The 17,161-nt window shown below is 65.1% G+C and carries 17 protein-coding genes; 1 reads left to right on the forward strand and 16 read right to left on the reverse strand.

From position 1 onward, the window contains the following. Positions 1-161: 161 nt before the first annotated feature. From WBG56_RS09650 to WBG56_RS09725, 16 genes are all read right to left on the reverse strand, one after another. Entirely contained in the window at positions 162-875 is a 714-nt protein-coding gene (locus WBG56_RS09650) for an ABC transporter ATP-binding protein (RefSeq protein WP_424267666.1), read from the reverse strand. 67 nt (positions 876-942) lie between these two features. After that, positions 943-1,704 (reverse strand): ABC transporter ATP-binding protein, encoded by a 762-nt coding sequence (locus tag WBG56_RS09655; protein WP_424267668.1) that lies wholly within the window; start codon positions 1,702-1,704, stop codon positions 943-945. Position 1,705: 1 nt separating this feature from the next. Continuing rightward, positions 1,706-2,674, reverse strand: a complete 969-nt coding sequence (locus tag WBG56_RS09660) for a branched-chain amino acid ABC transporter permease (RefSeq protein WP_424267670.1) — start codon at positions 2,672-2,674, stop codon at positions 1,706-1,708. 28 nt (positions 2,675-2,702) lie between these two features. Beyond that, positions 2,703-3,623, reverse strand: coding sequence for a branched-chain amino acid ABC transporter permease (locus WBG56_RS09665; RefSeq protein WP_424267672.1), 921 nt, complete (start codon positions 3,621-3,623; stop codon positions 2,703-2,705). A 59-nt stretch (positions 3,624-3,682) separates the two neighbouring features. Then, positions 3,683-4,852: an ABC transporter substrate-binding protein gene (locus tag WBG56_RS09670; RefSeq protein WP_424267674.1), complete on the reverse strand. Its 1,170-nt coding sequence runs from the start codon at positions 4,850-4,852 to the stop codon at positions 3,683-3,685. Between the two features lie 49 nt (positions 4,853-4,901). Beyond that, positions 4,902-5,690 carry a 2-oxo-3-hexenedioate decarboxylase gene (gene dmpH, locus WBG56_RS09675; RefSeq protein ID WP_424267676.1) on the reverse strand — a complete coding sequence of 263 codons (789 nt, stop codon included), beginning with the start codon at positions 5,688-5,690 and terminating at the stop codon, positions 4,902-4,904. 145 nt (positions 5,691-5,835) lie between these two features. Then, positions 5,836-6,861 (reverse strand): 4-hydroxy-2-oxovalerate aldolase, encoded by a 1,026-nt coding sequence (dmpG, locus tag WBG56_RS09680; RefSeq protein ID WP_424267678.1) that lies wholly within the window; start codon positions 6,859-6,861, stop codon positions 5,836-5,838. 12 nt (positions 6,862-6,873) lie between these two features. After that, on the reverse strand, positions 6,874-7,779 hold the full coding sequence (locus tag WBG56_RS09685) for an acetaldehyde dehydrogenase (acetylating) (RefSeq protein ID WP_424267680.1): 906 nt from the start codon (positions 7,777-7,779) through the stop codon (positions 6,874-6,876). Between the two features lie 13 nt (positions 7,780-7,792). Beyond that, complete coding sequence (gene dmpE, locus WBG56_RS09690) at positions 7,793-8,578, reverse strand: 2-oxopent-4-enoate hydratase (protein WP_424267682.1); 786 nt, start codon at positions 8,576-8,578, stop codon at positions 7,793-7,795. A gap of 11 nt (positions 8,579-8,589) precedes the next feature. Next, entirely contained in the window at positions 8,590-9,582 is a 993-nt protein-coding gene (locus WBG56_RS09695; RefSeq protein ID WP_424267684.1) for an amidohydrolase family protein, read from the reverse strand. A 37-nt stretch (positions 9,583-9,619) separates the two neighbouring features. Then, positions 9,620-10,192 carry a 3-hydroxyanthranilate 3,4-dioxygenase gene (gene nbaC / locus WBG56_RS09700; RefSeq protein WP_424267686.1) on the reverse strand — a complete coding sequence of 191 codons (573 nt, stop codon included), beginning with the start codon at positions 10,190-10,192 and terminating at the stop codon, positions 9,620-9,622. A gap of 90 nt (positions 10,193-10,282) precedes the next feature. Next, the gene (locus tag WBG56_RS09705; protein ID WP_424267688.1) at positions 10,283-10,708 is read right to left on the reverse strand and encodes a RidA family protein; all 426 of its coding nucleotides are present in this window, start codon (positions 10,706-10,708) and stop codon (positions 10,283-10,285) included. A gap of 35 nt (positions 10,709-10,743) precedes the next feature. Next, positions 10,744-12,201, reverse strand: coding sequence for a 2-hydroxymuconic semialdehyde dehydrogenase (locus WBG56_RS09710; RefSeq protein ID WP_424267690.1), 1,458 nt, complete (start codon positions 12,199-12,201; stop codon positions 10,744-10,746). 159 nt (positions 12,202-12,360) lie between these two features. Next, on the reverse strand, positions 12,361-13,293 hold the full coding sequence (locus WBG56_RS09715) for a LysR substrate-binding domain-containing protein (RefSeq protein ID WP_424267692.1): 933 nt from the start codon (positions 13,291-13,293) through the stop codon (positions 12,361-12,363). A gap of 12 nt (positions 13,294-13,305) precedes the next feature. Next, positions 13,306-14,205, reverse strand: coding sequence for a DMT family transporter (locus WBG56_RS09720; protein ID WP_424267694.1), 900 nt, complete (start codon positions 14,203-14,205; stop codon positions 13,306-13,308). Next, the gene (locus WBG56_RS09725; protein WP_424267696.1) at positions 14,202-15,119 is read right to left on the reverse strand and encodes a LysR family transcriptional regulator; all 918 of its coding nucleotides are present in this window, start codon (positions 15,117-15,119) and stop codon (positions 14,202-14,204) included. Before WBG56_RS09725 ends, WBG56_RS09720 begins: the two co-directional genes overlap by 4 nt. Before the next feature lie 221 nt (positions 15,120-15,340). Between WBG56_RS09725 and gcl the strand changes: the two genes are divergently transcribed. Continuing rightward, positions 15,341-17,122, forward strand: coding sequence for a glyoxylate carboligase (gene gcl, locus WBG56_RS09730; RefSeq protein ID WP_424267698.1), 1,782 nt, complete (start codon positions 15,341-15,343; stop codon positions 17,120-17,122). Positions 17,123-17,161: the final 39 nt, after the last annotated feature.

A 17,161-nucleotide genomic window follows, 5' to 3' on the forward strand; every position in this document is an offset into this window, starting at 1 on the left:
AGTAGTATTGCCCCCACGCTGCGCAGCCTGCGGCCGCTTGCTGCCCCCCAAGGGGGCCCTTTTGCCTTGGGGCGGCCCGGCGGCAAAAGCTTTGCCCCCACGCCAGGCAGCCTGCATGCTGCAGGGATTCGCCAAGCACGGATCGGGACAATTACCCGGCGTCAGGCGCCCAGATATTTCTGGCGCGCGTCCGCATCGCCCTTCAGGGCGGCCGAATCGCCGTCCCAGACGATCCGGCCTTTTTCCACGATGTAATGGTGGTCCGCCAGTTGCAGCAGCGGCGCCAGGTTCTTGTCGATCAGCAGGATCGCCATGCCCTCGCGGCGCAGCAGCGCCAACGCCGCCCAGATCTCCTGGCGCACCAGCGGCGACAGGCCCTCGGTGGCCTCGTCCAGGATCAGCAGTTCGGGGTTGGTCATCAGCGCCCGGCTGATCGCCAGCATCTGCTGCTCGCCGCCCGATAGCTGATTGCCGAAATTGCCTGCGCGTTCCTGCAGGCGGGGGAACAATTCGTAGATGCGCGGCAAGGTCCAGGGATTGCGCTTTTTATGACGGTCGGCGGCCGTCGCCACCAGGTTTTCCTGCACCGACAGGTTGGGGAAGATCTGGCGGCCCTCCGGCACCAGGCCGATGCCGCGCTGCGCCACCCGGTAGCTGGGCAGATTCTGGATCTTCGCGCCCTTGAACCGCACCTGGCCCTGCCAGGCCGGATGCATGCCCATGATGCTCTTGATGGTCGTGGTCTTGCCCATGCCGTTGCGGCCCAGCAGGGTCACGCATTGCCCTGCGTCGATCTGGAGATGCATGCCATACAGCACCTGGCTGCGGCCATAGCCGGACACCAGGTCTTCGACCTTCAGCAGTTCGGCGTTCATAGAGCCCCCTTGGCGCCACGCGCCGTCCCCCCACGGGGGAATTCACACTTGGGACGGCCCGGCGTGTTCATACGGGAACCTCCTCGTCGCCCAGATAGGCTTCACGGACTTCCGCGCTCTGGCGGATGGTATCCACGTCGCCGCAGCAGATGACCTTGCCGTAGAACAGCACGCTGATCCGGTCCGCCAGGGAAAACACCGCATCCATATCGTGTTCGATCAGCAGGATGCCGTAGCGGCTTTTCAGGCGCTGCAACAAGTCCACCATCATGTCCGACCCGGTATCGCCGTGTCCCATGCCGGCCATGGGTTCATCCAGCAGCAGGATCTTGGGGTCGGCGGCCAGCGCCATGGCGATTTCCAGTTGGCGCTGCTGCCCATAGGACAGCGACATGGCCGGCGCGTCCCGCCGGGGCGACAGCCCCATCAGGTCGATGAGTTCGTCCGCGCGGCCCGCCAGCGCGGGAGTCTCCACCGCCGGCGTCCAGAAATGAAAGCCGTGCCCCTGGCTGCCCTGGACCGCCAGGATCACGTTTTCCAGCACGGTGAATTGCTGGATCACGGACGTGATCTGGTAGGACCGCCCGATGCCGGCCCGCACCCGCTGCGCCATCGACAAGGCATCGATGGATTGCCCGCCCAGACAAATGCTGCCGGCGTCACTGGGCACTTCGCCCATGATCTGACTGATCAGCGTCGTCTTGCCCGCGCCATTGGGGCCGATGATGGCGTGGATTTCGCCCGGCAGGATATCCAGATCGACGTGATCCGTGACCAGCAGGCCGCCATAGCGTTTCACCAGGCCGCGGATCGAGAGCAAGGGCTGCATGTCAGTGATCCTCCTTGGGTGAAGCGATCATGCCCCAGAGCCCGTTGCGCAGGAACAGCACGATGAGCACGATCACCGGGCCCATGATGATCATCCAGTGGTCGGTCAGGCCTTTCAGGACGTCTTCCAGCAGCAGGAAGCCGGCGGCGCCCACCACGGGCCCGACCAGGGTGCCGGCGCCGCCCAGCAGCACCATGATGATGAGCTCGCCGGAAGCCGTCCAGGCCATGTAGGCCGGCGACGCGAAAGCGGTCAGGTTGGCCAGGAAGAACCCCGCCAGGGCGCACAATTCGGCCGACAGCACATAGGCCAGCAGGCGATATCCCAGCGGCGAAGTCCCCACCGCGCGCACCCGCCGCGCATCCATGCTGGAGGCCCGCAGGATCAGGCCGAAGCGCGACCGGATCACACGGCGCAACAGCAGCAGGCTGGCGCCCAGGCAGGCCAGCAGGGCCAGATACAGGCCGACGTGGCTGCCGGTCAAGGCGCCGAAGCGGCTGAGCTGGCGGATCGGCAGGCCTTCGTCGCCGCCATACTGCTTCAAGCCCACGGCCAGGAAATAGAACATCTGCGCCAGGGCCAGCGTGATCATGATGAAGGCGATGCCATGCGTGCGCAGAGCGATCAGGCCCACGGGCGCGGCCACCGCGGCGGTCACGACCACCACCAGCAGCAGGTGGAGAACCCCGCTGTCCGCGCCGTAATGCGAGGCGACGGCGACGCAATAGGCGCCGAGGCCGATATACATGGCATGGCCGAAGCTGACCAGCCCGCCATAGCCCAGCGCAAGGTTTAGACCCACGGCGGCCAGCGCGAACACCAGGATACGGCTGAACTGCAGCAACACATAGGGGCTGTCGGTCAGGCCGGCATACACCGGCACCAGCAGCAACAGCGCGAAAATGAGGGCCGTCAGCGCGACCGGCCAGGACCAGCCGGCGCCGCGAGGCGTCGCACGCGTATTCATCATCAGGGATTCCATCCTCATCCGGCCGCCCTTAACGTTTTTTCACGGGAAACAGGCCCTCGGGCTTGATGGCCAGCACGACCACCATCAGGACATACACGGCCAGCGAGGAAATCGCGGCGCCCAGCGTGCTGGCGAGTTCCTGCGCCAGCGCCTGGCTGAGCAGCGCCGGCATGACCGTGCGGCCCAGGGTGTCGACCAGGCCGACCACCAGCGCCCCCAGGAAGGCGCCCCGGATCGAGCCGATGCCGCCGATCACGATGACCACCAGCGTCATGATCAGGATCGAATCCCCCATGCCGGGCTGCACCGACAGGATCGGCCCCACCATGGCGCCGCCCAGCCCCGCCAGGCCGGCCCCCAGGGCGAAGATGAAGGTGTTGAGCCAACCGATGTTCACACCCAGGGCCGCGACCATGCCGCGGTTGCTGGCGCCGGCGCGGATCAGCATGCCGATGCGGGTGCGCTCGATCAGCAGATACAAGCCCAAAGCCACCAGCAGGCCCACCAGGATGATCAGCAAGCGGTACAAAGGATAGGGCGTGCCCAGCACCATGATGGTGTTGCTCAGGGCATCGGGCAGGCTCATGAAAATCGGCGCCGAGCCCCAGATCATGCGCGCGGCCTCATTGCAGAACAACATCAGGCCGAACGTCGCCAGCACCTGGTCCAGGTGCGCCCGGGGATACAGGCGGGCGAAGCCGCAGCGGTCCAGCGCCACCCCCAGCGCCATGGCGCCGCCCAGGCCCGCCAGGATCGCCAGCAGGAAGGAACCCGTGTAGCCGAAGGCGGCGGCGGCGAAATACGCCCCCATCATGTACAGGGCGCCATGCGCCAGGTTGATGAAGCTCATGATGCCGAAGACCAGGGTCAGGCCGGCGGCCAGCAGGAACAGCAGGATTCCATATTGCAGGCCGTTCAGGGCCTGCATGAACAACAACTGCGGACTCATGTCCGTCCTCCGTGACGGGCGGCGGCTGCCGCCCGTCGTTCAGGGCTTGCAGAAACGCATCAAGACTTGCAGTTCTTGAAATACGCGTCGGCGTGATTCGTCAGGGGCTTCGCAATGGTCTTCAGCGACACCCGGCCCTGCGCGTCCTTGGCGACTTCGAAGGCATAGAAATCCTCGATCGGGAAGCCGTTGACGTTGAATTTGTAGGTTCCGCGCACGGACGCATAATCGGCTGCACGCAACGCATCGCGGAAGGCTTTTTTGTCGCTGACCTTGCCGCCGGTCTTTTTCAGCGCGCTGTCGATCAGCAGGGCCGAATCATAGGATTGCGCGGCGTACTGCGACGGGATGCGCTTGTATTTCTTTTCAAAGGCGGCGACGAAGGCTTCGCTGGTGGGGTTCTTGAAATCCGGCCCCCAGAACGTGCCCGCATAGGCGCCCAGGGCGGCATCGCCCAGGGCCGGCAGGGTGCTGCCATCCACCGTGGACACCGTCAGGAGCGGAATCTTGCCCATCAGGCCGAACTGCTTGTACTGCTTGACGAAATTCACACCCATGCCGCCGGGCAGGAAGACCCAGACGGCGGTGGGTTTCGCGGCCTGCAGCGCCAGCAATTCCGCCGAATAATCCTGCTGGCCCAGCTGGGTGTAGACCTCGCCCGAGATGCGGCCTTTGTAGAAACGCGTGAAGCCCTTCACCTGATCGCGGCCCGACTGGTAGTTGGGGGTGATCATGTAGACGTCTTTGTATTTCTGGTCGGTGGCGAACTGGCCCATGACCTCGGCCTGCCCGTCGTTCTGCCAGGCGGCGAAAAAGAAACCCGGATTGCATTGATTGCCCGCCAGCGGAGCCGGCCCGGCGTTGGAGCCCACGAAGGTCATGTCGGCATCGGCCAACGGCTTGGCGATGGCCATCATGACGTTGGAAAACGTCACCCCGGCCACCAGATCGACCTTGTCCTTTTCCAGGAATTTCTGCACCGCCTGCACGCCGACGTCGGGCTTGAGCTGATCATCTTCCTTCAGCAAGACGATGTCCTGCCCGCCCAACTTGCCGCCGTGTTCTTCCAGCGCCAGGTTGAAGCCATCCACCATGTCCTGGCCCAGCGCCGCGCCCGAACCGGACAGGGTGGCCAGAAAGCCGATCTTGACTTCAGCCAGCGCCGACCCCGCAGTCAGCCCCAGCGACAGGGTCAGGGCGGCCGTCAGCAATGTTTTGCGAAATGCCATGTTTGTCTCCTGAAGGATTTAATAATTTAGTTTTAAAGTATTGCCGATATTACACGAAAGTCAGCGACGTGCAACCCATGCCCTGCATGTGCAAAGCCACATGATCGCCGGGCTCGACGGCCACGGCTTCGGTCAGTCCGCCGGTCAGGATCAGAGTCCCGGCCGGGATCCCGGCGCCGCGCCGGCCCAGGTGATTGGCCAGCATCGCCACCGCATTGGCCGGGTGCCCCAGCACGGCGGCGCCCGCCCCCAGCGAAACGATCCGGCCGTTCTTTTCCATCACGGCGCCCGTGGTGCGCAAATCCAGGTCGCGTGGATCACGCATGATGCCGCCCACCACGAAACGCGAAGACGAACAGTTGTCGGCCACCACGCTTTTCAGGTCGAACTTGAAATCCCGGTAGCGGCTGTCGATGACCTCGATGCCGGCCAGCACGAAATCGGTGGCGGCCAGGACTTCGGCAATCGAGCAGCCCGGCCCTTTCAGCGGCGCCTTGGTGACGAAGACGATTTCCGGCTCGACCTTGGGGTGGATCAGATCCGCATGGCGGCACTGGCCGCCATCGGGCACCAGAAAGGTATCCGCCAGAAAGCCGAAGATCGGGGTTTCGATCCCCATCTGACGCATCTTGGCAAACGAGGTCAGACCGGCTTTCAGCCCCGCGACCCGAGCCCCCCGGGACAGCTTGCGGCGCAGGATCTCATCCTGCACGGCGTAGGCATCGTCCCAGTCCATCTCCGGGTGGTCCAGGGTGATTTTCAGGGTGTCGCGGGCCTGCAGTTCGCAGGTTTCCAGGCGCTCGGCCAGTTCGCGGATGACGGCGGTGTCCAGACTCATAGTGCCTCCTTGGCGCTACGCGCTATCCACCTCGCGGCCTGCATGTCGCTCCGATTCATCAGGCGCAGGCCAGTCCGCAGGGACTGACCTGCGTCCGGACTCATCCCCCCCAGGGGGAAATCGCGCTTGGGGCGGCCCGGCGCGCTCATGCCGCACCCCGCTGGCGGACCAGGCTCAACGCCGTGTCCTCGATCATGTCTTCCTGGCCGCCGACCATGCCGCGACGGCCCATTTCCACCAGGATTTCCCGCGCCGGGACGCCATAGCGCTTTTCAGCACGGCGAGCGAACAACAGAAAGGACCCATAGACCCCGGCATACCCCAGCGTCAGCGCATCGCGACTCAGGCGCACCGGTTCCTCCATCATCGGGAAGACGACGTCTTCGGCCACGTCCTGCACCTTGAACAAGTCCACGCCGGTTTCGATGCCCATCAGATTGCACACCGCCACCAGGGCCTCCATGGGCGTGTTGCCCGACCCCGCCCCCATGCCCGAGCAAGCCGCGTCGATGCGATTGGCGCCCGCATCGATGGCCGCCATGCTGTTGGCCACTCCCATGGCCAGATTGTGATGGCCGTGAAAGCCGATCTCCGTCTCGGGTTTCAGAGCATCGCGCAGGCGGGCGACTTTTTCCGCGACCTGATGCGGCAGCATGTGGCCGGCCGAATCGGTCATGTAGATGCAGTTGGCGCCATAGCCTTCCATCAGCCTGGCCTGTCCGACGATGCCTTCGGGCGTGTTCATGTGGCTCATCATCAGAAAGCCCACCGTGTCCATATCCAGGCTGCGGGCGACTTCGATATGCTGCTGCGAGACGTCGGCCTCGGTGCAGTGGGTCGCCACGCGCATGGTATGCACACCCAGGGCGTGAGCCATGCGCAGATGATCGACCGTGCCGATCCCCGGCAGCAGCAGCGCCGAGACCTTGGTCTTTTTCATCAGCGGAATCACGGTGGACAGATACTCCTCGTCCGTGTGCAGGGAAAAACCGTAATTGACCGACGAGCCGCCCAGGCCATCGCCATGGGTGACTTCGATCATGGGCATGCCGGCCTCGTCCAGCCCCCGGGCCACGGCCTTCATCTGGTCCAGCGTGATCTGGTGGCGCATGGCGTGCATGCCGTCGCGCAGCGTCATGTCGTGCAGGGTGACGAATTTCTGTGTGCTCATGGTGATCCTCCTTTACGCGGCCGACAGGGTGATCTCACCCTTCTGGATGCGCTCGGCGAACATTTCCGCCGTGCGCGCGGCCGCCGCCGTCATGATGTCCAGATTGCCGGCCGATTTGGGCAGGTAGTCCCCCAGGCCTTCGACTTCCAGATAGATCGATACGCGCCGCCCGTCAAAGACCGGACCGTTGACCAGTTTGTAGCCGGGCACGTAGCGCTGCACTTCGGCCAGCATCCGCTGCACCGATTCGGTGATGGCGGCTTCATCCGGATCGCCGTCGGTCAGGCAGTGGACGGTATCGCGCATGATCAGCGGCGGATCGGCCGGATTCAGGATGATGATGGCCTTGCCCCGGCGCGCGCCGCCCACGCGCTCCACGGCGCCTGCCGTGGTCGTCGTGAATTCGTCGATGTTGCGTCGCGTGCCTGGGCCGGCCGAGCGCGAGGACACCGTGGCCACGATTTCGGCATAGTCCACGGGCTGCACCCGCGACACCGCCGCCACCATCGGGATGGTGGCCTGGCCGCCGCAGGTGACCATGTTGACGTTCATCTCCTGTTGCTCGACGTGCGTGGCCAGGTTCACCGGCGGCACGCAGTACGGCCCGATGGCCGCCGGCGTCAGGTCGATCATCATGGCGCCCCGGGCGGTGACCTTGTCGCTGTTGTCCTTGTGCACGTAGGCCGAGGTCGCGTCAAACACGATCTGGATGCGATCCTCCTTCATGTGCGGCACCAGCCCGTCCACGCCATCGGCCGTGGTCTTCAGCCCCATGTCGCGCGCCCGCGCCAGGCCGTCGGACTGTGGATCGATGCCCACCATCCAGACGGGCTCCAGCACCGCGCTGCGTTTCAGTTTGTACAGCAGGTCCGTGCCGATATTGCCCGAGCCGATCAGGGCGCACCGTATCTTTTCCATGACGTTTCCTTTCCTATGCAATGAAGCGCACGCCGCAGTGGCCGATGCCGCCGATCGACACCTGCAGGCTGTCGCCCGCGACCACCGGCGCCATCGCCGCCAGCGCGCCGGACAGAATGACTTCCCCGGCCTTCAGGCCGACCCCCAACGCGCCCAGCGCGTTGGCCAGCCAGGCCACGGCATTGGCCGGATGGCCCAGCGCCGCCGCGCCCGCGCCCGTGCCCAGCAGTTCGCCGTTCTTCTCGAACACCATGCCGCAGGTGCGCAGATCCAGCCCGCGCGGGCTGACCAATTGATCGCCCAGCACGAACACGCCGCACGAGGCGTTGTCCGCCACGGTGTCCTGGATCTTGATCTTCCAGTCGCGAATGCGCGAATCGACGATCTCGAAGCAGGTGGTCACGGCTTCGGTGGCCGCCAGCACATCGCTGACACCGACGCCCGGACCGGTCAGGTCTTTTTTCAGGATGAAGGCGATCTCGCCCTCGGCCTTGGGCTGGATCAGCCCCGCCATGGAGATCGCCTCGCCGGGCGCGTAGACCATGTCGCTGAGCAGATAGCCGAAATCCGGCTGGTAGACGCCCAGCATGTCCATCACGGCCTGGCTGGTCACGCCGATCTTCTTGCCCACCACGCGGGCGCCGGCCTGAAGGCGGCGGCTGATCATCCGCTGCTGGACGTGATAGGCGTCCTCGATGCTCATGTCCGGGTGGCGTCCGGTCAGGGGCGCCACCGGCCGGCGTTCCGACCATGCCGCATGCAGTTCATCGCCCAACTGTTCAATCTGAGTCTTGTCCATGGTCGCTCGCGTCAGGCAAGGTTGAAGAAGGCTTTGGCGTTGTCCGTCAGGATGCGCCGCTTTTCCACCGCCGACAGCGTGTCGCCGTCGGTCACCAGATGGCCGATTTTCTGTTCCCCCAGGGGGTAGGGATAGTCAGAGCCCAGCATGACGCGCTCGCTGCCCATCACATCCACCAGCAGGCGCAGGGCCTTGGGATCGAAGACGGCGGAATCCACCGAAAAACGGTCGCAATAGGACGAGGGCGGATGGGGACAATCCTGGCGCACGATGTCGCGGTATTTCCAGGCGTTGTCCACCCGCCCCAGGGTAAAGGCAAATGAACCGCCGCCGTGGGCGAAGCACAGTTTCAGGCTGCGCGGCAGGCGTTCGAACGCGCCCGACAGGATCAGCGACAGAATCCCCAGCGAGGTTTCCGCCGGCATGGCGACCAGCCAGGGCAGCATCCACTGGCGCATGCGATTGGGTCCGCCCATCATGTCCCAGGGGTGCGCCAGCACGGGGATGTCGTTCACCGCGCAATGGTGCAGGAATTCGACCAGTTGGGCGTCGTCCAGATCGCGGTCGCCCACGTGATTGCCGATCTGCACGCCGACGTGCCCGTCCGCCTTGGCGCGGGACGCCTCGCGGCAGGCCAGTTCCGTATCCTGCAGCGGCACCTGGGCCAGGGCCTTCAGGCGGTCCGGGTGGCCGGCGCAGTATTCCAGGGTCAGGTCGTTCATGCGGGTCGCCCAGCCGGCGACCTTGCGGGCGTCCAGTTCGTAGCCGAACATGATCGGCGTGGCGCTGACGATCTGCACGTCCAGGCCCAGGCGATCCATGTCGGCCACGCGCAGATCCGGATCCCACAGCACGGGGATCACCGGACGGAACTCGCTGTCGCCCTTCATGATCATGCCCGCATCGGGATTGATGATCTTCAACCAGGGGGCCTGGGCCGGGTCCAGCGCCTGGGCGTCGGCCCGGCTGATGGGGGGGAAAATATGGGCGTGAATATCGATCATATGCGTTCAGATTCCTTGGAGGTCCACAGCGCCCGGCCTAGACACGCAGCGGCGATTCGCTCAGTTGCTTGTGCCAGATCGTGTAGTCCTTGCCCGGGTGCTGCGTGCCGCAATCGGGACACACGCGCTCGGCCTCGCTGACGGCGTAGAACTGCCGGAAGATCTTGGGCAAATCGTCGACCAGGCTTTCCAGCTGCTTTTCGGCGCGCCAGATCTGGGCGCCGCAATGGGCGCAATGCCACTGCATGGCGTCCCGCGCCCCTTGAGGCCGGGGCCGCTCGATCAGCAGGCACAGGCCGTTGGGGTCCGGGCGCTGCGGCGAATGGATCAGGTGCGGCGGCTGCAGGTAGACGTCGCCTTCCTTCAGGACGATGCGCTCGTAGCGGCCGCGATCCCAGACCAGCACCGAGGCCTCGCCGCGCAGCTGGTAGAAGAATTCCTCGGTGGGGTTGTCATGGAAATCGGTGCGCTGGTTGCCGCCGCCCACCATATTGATGATGTAGTTGCCGTCCTCGAAGATCGCTGCGTTGCACACGGGGGGCGACAACTGCGTGCGATGGGCGTCGACCCAGTTCATCAGGTTCTTGGGCAGTCCGTATTTCAATTCCATGAATGTCTCCTTGCGTGTGTGGCCGGGTGGTCCCGGCGCATGCCTGTCCGAGGCCCCGGCCTCCGGGGCGGGCCTTCCGCCCGGGGGCCGTCAACGCGGCGGCTTGTAGGCGACCGCCTTGATCTCGATGCGCAGATGCGGATGCGGCAGCTGGTGCACCGCGACCGTGGTGCGCGCGGGGCCGTCGTAGCCGAAGAATTCACCGTAGATTTCGTTGTAGCCGGCGAAATCCGCCATATCGACCAGATAGGCGCTGATCTCGACGACGTCTTCCAGGCCGGCGTCCACGCTGCCCAGGATGTCGCGGATGTTCTCGATCACGGCGCGGGTCTGTTCGCGGATGTCCAGCCGCATGGCGCCCATGGCATCCATGACCTCGGCCCCCGCCAGGGTGTTGTCGGCGCGGCGCGAACTGGTGCCCGACACGAACAGGAAGTCGCCCGCGCGTTTCACGTGAGGGAACTTGCCGCGCGGGGCGGCCTTGCCGGCGACGACCTTGGCCTCTGACTGACTCATGGGATGGCTCCTTTCAGGACGGGGGTGGCTGCGGGTCAGACCTTGATGCAGATGTTGGTGACTTCGGAATAGAAATCCAGGGAATTGCGCCCGCCCTCGCGGCCGATGCCCGAGCGCCGCACACCGCCGAACGGCGTGCGCAGATCGCGCAGGTACCAGGTATTGACCCAGACCAGGCCGCTGCGCATCCGCGGCGACACGCGATGCGCCCGCGACAGGTTTTCGGTCCAGATGGCGGTCGCCAGGCCGTATTCGGAATCGTTGGCGCGGGCGACGGCCTCTTCTTCCGTGTCGAAGGGCGCGACATGGCACACCGGCCCGAAGACTTCCTCGCGCAGGCAGCGCGCGTCGTCGGGCAGGCCGGTCCAGATGGTCGGACGCACCCAGAACCCCTGGTCCCGCTCATCGCCGAAGACGGGGACTTCGCCGCCGGTGACGACGGTGGCGCCTTCCTGGCGGGCCAGTTCGAAATAGGACACGACCTTGGCCTGGTGTTTTTTGGAGATCATCGGACCGATGTCGGTGGCGGGATCATCCGGGCGGCCCAGCACCAGCGCTTCCGTGCGCGCTTTCAGCGCCGCCACGAAGCGGTCGAAAATGGGGCGCTGCACCAGCACGCGTTCGCTGCACAGGCAGACCTGGCCGGAATTGGTGAAGGTGGACTTCACCACGCCATCGACGGCGGCCTCGAAATCGGCATCCTCGAACACGATGGCGGCATTCTTGCCGCCCAGCTCGAAGGACACGTCCTTGACCCCGTCGGCCACGGTCTTCATGATGTGCGCCCCGGTAGCCGACGCCCCGGTGAAGGTTACGGCGTCGATGTCCGGATGGCTGATCATGGCCTGCCCGGCGGAATCGCCGCCGAAGCCCTGCAGCACATTGAAGGCCCCGGCCGGGAAGCCGATGTCATGCGCCACCTGCGCCAGCAGGAAAGCGGACGATGGCGTTTCCTCGGACGGCTTGGACACCACGGCATTGCCCAGCGCCAGGGCAGGCGCGACCTTCCAGCTGAACAGCAGGATCGGCAGGTTCCAGGGGGAAATGGCCACGACCACGCCCAGGGGTTTGCGCACGGTGTAGTTCAAGGCCTTGCCGCCGTCGGCGGCAATGGTTTCGAAGCATTCGGTATGCGCCTGGCGCACCAGGTTGGCGAAGAAGCGGAAATTGGCGATGGCGCGCGGCACGTCCAGGGTGCGCGCCTGGCGCACGGTGCGGCCGGTGTCCTGCACTTCGGCCTGCACGAATGCCTCGAAGCGCTGCTCGATGCCCGCGGCCAGCTTTTCCAGCCAGTCGGCCCTCTGCGCCGGGGAACACCGCCCCCATTCACCCTGCAAGGCGGCCTTGGCGGCCCGCACGGCCTGGTCGACCTCGTCGGCCGAAGCCTCGCAGACCTGGTTGACGACCGTGCCGTTCACCGGATTGATATTGGCGAACCGCTTCGCGCTGTCCACGAAGCGACCGCCGATATAGTGCTGGATAGGCTGGGCCACAGTGCTTGTCTCTTGCTTGTTGTCCGTTGGGATCACTGTAGACTGGGCCGGGATTATTTTCTAATCAAAAAACCCACTCTTGAGATTCCATATTGGAATCCCAAGAATCCGTCACACACAGTTCGCGGCCAGCAAGCGGTCGGGCCGCGCGGCCCCGACCTATGCCCGCGCCCCGACTTCCCTCAACACCTGCACAAAGGTCGCCGCCGCCGGCACCAGCGGGCGGTCGGCCCGCACGCTGTAGCCGATCGTGCCGAAGGGCAGACGCACGTGGATGGGGACTTCGAACAGCACGCCCACCTGGATCAGGGGACGCGCCGCCACGCTGGGCAGCATGGCCAGGGCATCGGAGCGGGCCAGAATGCCCAGATTGGTCAACATGGACAGGGACACGATCTGATTGTCCGGGATGGGCAACTGCCGGCCCAGGAAAAACTGGTCCACCTGCTTGCGCACCGGCGAGGCATTGGACGGCACGATCCACGGGTAATCCAGCAGATCGCTCACCGCGCAGCCGGGCTGGCGAGACAGGGGGTGATTGGCCCTCGCCACGATCATCAGCTCGTCCTGGTAGATGGCGTGCGTCTCCACGCCCTCGCCGGGGTTTTCCGGCAGGCGCCCCAGGATCACGTCCAGCTCGCCCACCCGCAGCATGGGAAACAGGATGTCGTTGGTGGCCTCCTGGATCACCAGGCCGACCTTGGGGTGGCGCTGCTTCATGACGGCCACGCTTTCGGGCAGCAGCCAGGCCGAGGCGGAAATCAGGGTGCCCACCGCCACCAGGCCGCCCTCGCCGCCGCGCAGGGCCGTCAATTCCTCGCTCATGGCGCGGGCATCGCCCAGCATAGGGCGGATGCGTTCCAGCAGATGCTCGGCGAACACCGTCAGGCGCACCCCCTTGCTGTGGCGTTCGAACAAAGTAACGTCCAGCAGTTCTTCCAGCTGACGCACGATCTTGACCACATTGGGCTGCGTCATGTGCACGGCTTCGGCGGCCTTGTGCATGGAACCCAGGGTCGCCACGCGCTCGAACACCAGCAACTGCTTGAATTTCAGCTCACGGATGCGCGACAGATGATCGTCCGGCATCATGGGGCTGCCTCGCTATTTCCCCGCCGACGAGCGCAGGCTGATCACCACCAGCGCCACCCCGATCAGCACCATGCCGGCCAGCTCCAGGGCCCCGGGCTGCTCGCCCAGTTGCAGCCAGCCGGCCAGCACACCGACCACGGGCACGCCCAGCGCCGACATGCCGGCGACGCCGGCGGACAGGTGCTGCAGGGCGAACAACCACAGGAACCAGGCCAGGGCCGTGGCGATGACCGCGTTGTAGACCAATGCGCCGTAGAAGTACGGCGCCGGGTCGATGGGTTTTTCGGGCACGACCCAGGCCGCCAGGCACAAGGCCAGGGCGCCGAACAGCATCTGCCAGGCCGTCAGCGGCAAGGCATCCATGGGGTAGTCGCGCTTGATCCACTTGGCCACGATGGTGGCCAGCGCCCAGCACAGGCCGGCGGACACCGCCAGCAGCTCGCTCATGAAGTCCGCATGCAGGGTCCAGGGTTCCAGAATCAGGATCAGCCCCAGCGCGGCCAGCGCCAGCGCCAGCCACTGCAGGCCGCGCACGCGTTCCCCGAACGCCACCCAGGCCATGGGAATCACCCAGAAAGGCATGGTGTAGACCAGGATGGATGTTTTCCCCGCCCCTCCATGCAGCAGCGCAACCTGGATCAAGGCCGAAAACGCCCCGGTCTGCAGGACGCCCAGCAGGGCCACGCGCCCCCAGGCCCGAATGCGCATCGGCCGGCGCCAGACCGTCAGCACGGCCAGCAGCAACAGGGCTCCGAACAATGTGCGCAGGGCTGAAAAATCGAAAGGCCCCACATAGGCCAGCACCGATTTCATCACCACCCAGTTGTAGCCCCAGCCCACGGCCATGCCGGCCAGAGCCAGGAGCGCCAGCCGTTCGTTGCGGCGGGCAGCCGCCTGTTCGTTCGTATTCAAGATATTCCCTGTCCTTCCCAGTAACCCGGTTCATGATAATGGTTTCTGAGATCGTCAATGAAATAGCGCACCTTGGCCGGCAGATATCGTTGCTGCGGATAGACCGCCTGGATGTCATAGGCGGGCAGCGCGAATTCATCCAGCACCGTCACCAGTTCGCCGCGTTTCAGTTCGCGCTGGATTTCCCAGGTGGAGCGCCAGCCGATACCCAGTCCCTTCTGCACCCATTGATACAGCAGTTCGCCATCGTTGCAAGCCAGATCCCCCCGCACCCGCACGGCGAACGGCTTGCCGTCGCGCACGAACGTCCAGCCGCGATGCTGGCCGCCCTGCAGGTTGAAGGCCAGGCAATTGTGGCGCACCAGATCTTCGGGCACGCGCGGCACGCCATGCGATTCAAAATAGGCCGGCGTGCCGCACACCACGCGCCGGTTGGGGAACAGACGCACCGCCACGTAGTTGGGGTCCGTGACCTCGCCGATGCGGATGGCCATGTCGTAGCCTTCGCGCACCAGATCCACCACGCTGTCGGTGAAATTGAAAGACAGCGCCAGATCGGGATAACGGCGGCGAAACGCCAGGGCGTGGGGCGCCACGTGCTGCCGCCCGAAAGATGCGGGCGCCGACACCACCAGATGGCCGCTCAGCGTGCGCCGCCGCGCCATGATGCTGCCATCGGCCGCATCGAAATCCTGAATCAGCTGCTGACATTGCTCCAGGTATCGCTCGCCCAGCTCGGTCAGCACCAGACCGCGCGTCGACCGGTGCATCAGTTGCACGCCCAGGCGCTTTTCCAGGGCCGTCAAACGCCGCCCCATGACCACCGGCGTGACACCCTCTACCAGGGCGGCCGCCGCAAAGCTGCCTTTATCGGCAATCAATACAAAACTGCTGATGTCGGTGTAGCGTCCCACACTGGCCTCCGGTGGTTTAAATGGCAGTCATGTCCTTGTGCGACAGGAACTATTGAGGCGTCCGGCAATGCCGTTTCATGCGGAAATTCTACCCCAGGTTTATTGCATCAGATACTTTTAGTATCGACAGAAACGAGAGTCACGGGGATTCCTGATCCACAGGTCATTCTTTATGCTGGTCCCAAGCCCGTAGACCCGATGAATCAGATCAAGGAGTAACCATGGCTCGGATGAGAGCAGTAGACGCCGCCGCAGCGGTCCTGCAGAAAGAAGGCATCACCACCCTGTTCGGCGTTCCCGGCGCCGCCATCAACCCGCTGTATTCGGCGCTGCGCAAAAACGGCGGCTTCAAACACGTGCTGGCCCGCCACGTCGAAGGCGCCTCGCACATGGCCGAAGGCTACACCCGCGCCCACCCCGGCAGCATCGGCGTGTGCCTGGGCACGTCCGGCCCCGCCGGCACCGACATGATCACCGGTCTGTATTCCGCGTCCGGCGACTCCATCCCCATCCTGTGCATCACCGGCCAGGCCCCGCGCTCGCAGCTGCACAAGGAAAGCTTCCAGGCCGTGGACATCGAGACCATCGCCAAGCCGGTCACCAAATGGGCCGTGATGGTGCGCGAACCCGAGCTGGTGCCGCGCATCCTGCAGCAGGCCTTCCACATCATGCGCTCGGGCCGCCCCGGCCCGGTGCTGGTCGACCTGCCCTTCGACGTGCAGATGGCGGAAATCGAATTCGACATCGACACCTACGAGCCGCTGGAGGTCTACAAGCCCTCCGCCACCCCGGCCCAGGCGGCCAAGGCCGTGGCCATGCTGAACGCATCCGAGCGCCCCCTGCTGGTCGCGGGCGGCGGGATCTTCAGCGCCGATGCCGCCGATCTGTTGAAGGAATTCGCCGAACTGACCGGCGTGCCGGTCATCCCGACCCTGATGGGCTGGGGCGTGATCCCCGACGACCACCCGCTGATGGCCGGCATGGTCGGCCTGCAGACCGCGCACCGCTACGGCAACGCCAGCCTGCTGGCGTCGGACTTCGTCATGGGCATCGGCAACCGCTGGGCCAACCGCCACACCGGATCCACCGCCGTCTACACCGAAGGCCGCACCTTCGTGCACATCGACGTGGACCCCACGCAGATCGGCAAGGTCTTCGGCCCGGATTACGGCATCGCATCCGATGCGGGCATCGCCCTGCGCCTGATGATCGAAGAGGCCAAGCGCCTGAAGGCCGCGGGCCAATTGCGCGACCGCGGCGCCTGGGCTCAGGCATGCCGCGCGCGCAAGAGCGAAAAGTCCATGCAGCGCAAGACGCACTTCGACCAATCGCCGCTCAAGCCCCAGCGCGTCTACGAGGAAATGAACAAGGCCTTCGGCCGCAACACGCGCTATGTGACCACCATCGGCCTGTCGCAGATCGCGGCGGCCCAGTTGCTGCACGTCTACGGCCCGCGCCATTGGATCAACGCCGGCCAGGCCGGCCCTCTGGGCTGGACCGTGCCCGCCGCCCTGGGCGTCGTGGCCGCCAACACCGGCGACGAAATCGTGGCGCTGTCCGGCGACTATGATTTCCAGTTCATGATCGAGGAACTGGCGGTCGGAGCGCAATTCAATCTGCCCTATATCCACGTCGTGGTGAATAATGCCTATCTGGGGCTGATCCGTCAGTCGCAACGAGGCTTCGACATGGACTACTGCGTGCAACTGGCTTTCGATAACATCAACGCGCCGGAAACCGACGGCTACGGCGTGGATCACGTCAAGGTCGCCGAAGGCCTGGGCTGCAAGGCCATCCGTGTGAAAAAGGTGGAAGACATCCAGCCCGCCATCGCGCAGGCCCGCGCCTGGATCAAGGAATTCCGCGTGCCGGTGGTGGTGGAATTCATCCTGGAGCGCGTCACCAACATTTCCATGGGCAACGACATCAACGCGATCAACGAGTTCGAGGAACTGGCCGAACACGGCGCGGACGCCCCCACCGCCATCACCCTGCTGGACTGAAGCAGGACACTGCGGCCCTTCCCGACGGAAGGGCCGCCC

It is taken from the genome of Castellaniella sp., assembly GCF_049671645.1.
Taxonomy (GTDB): domain Bacteria; phylum Pseudomonadota; class Gammaproteobacteria; order Burkholderiales; family Burkholderiaceae_B; genus Castellaniella.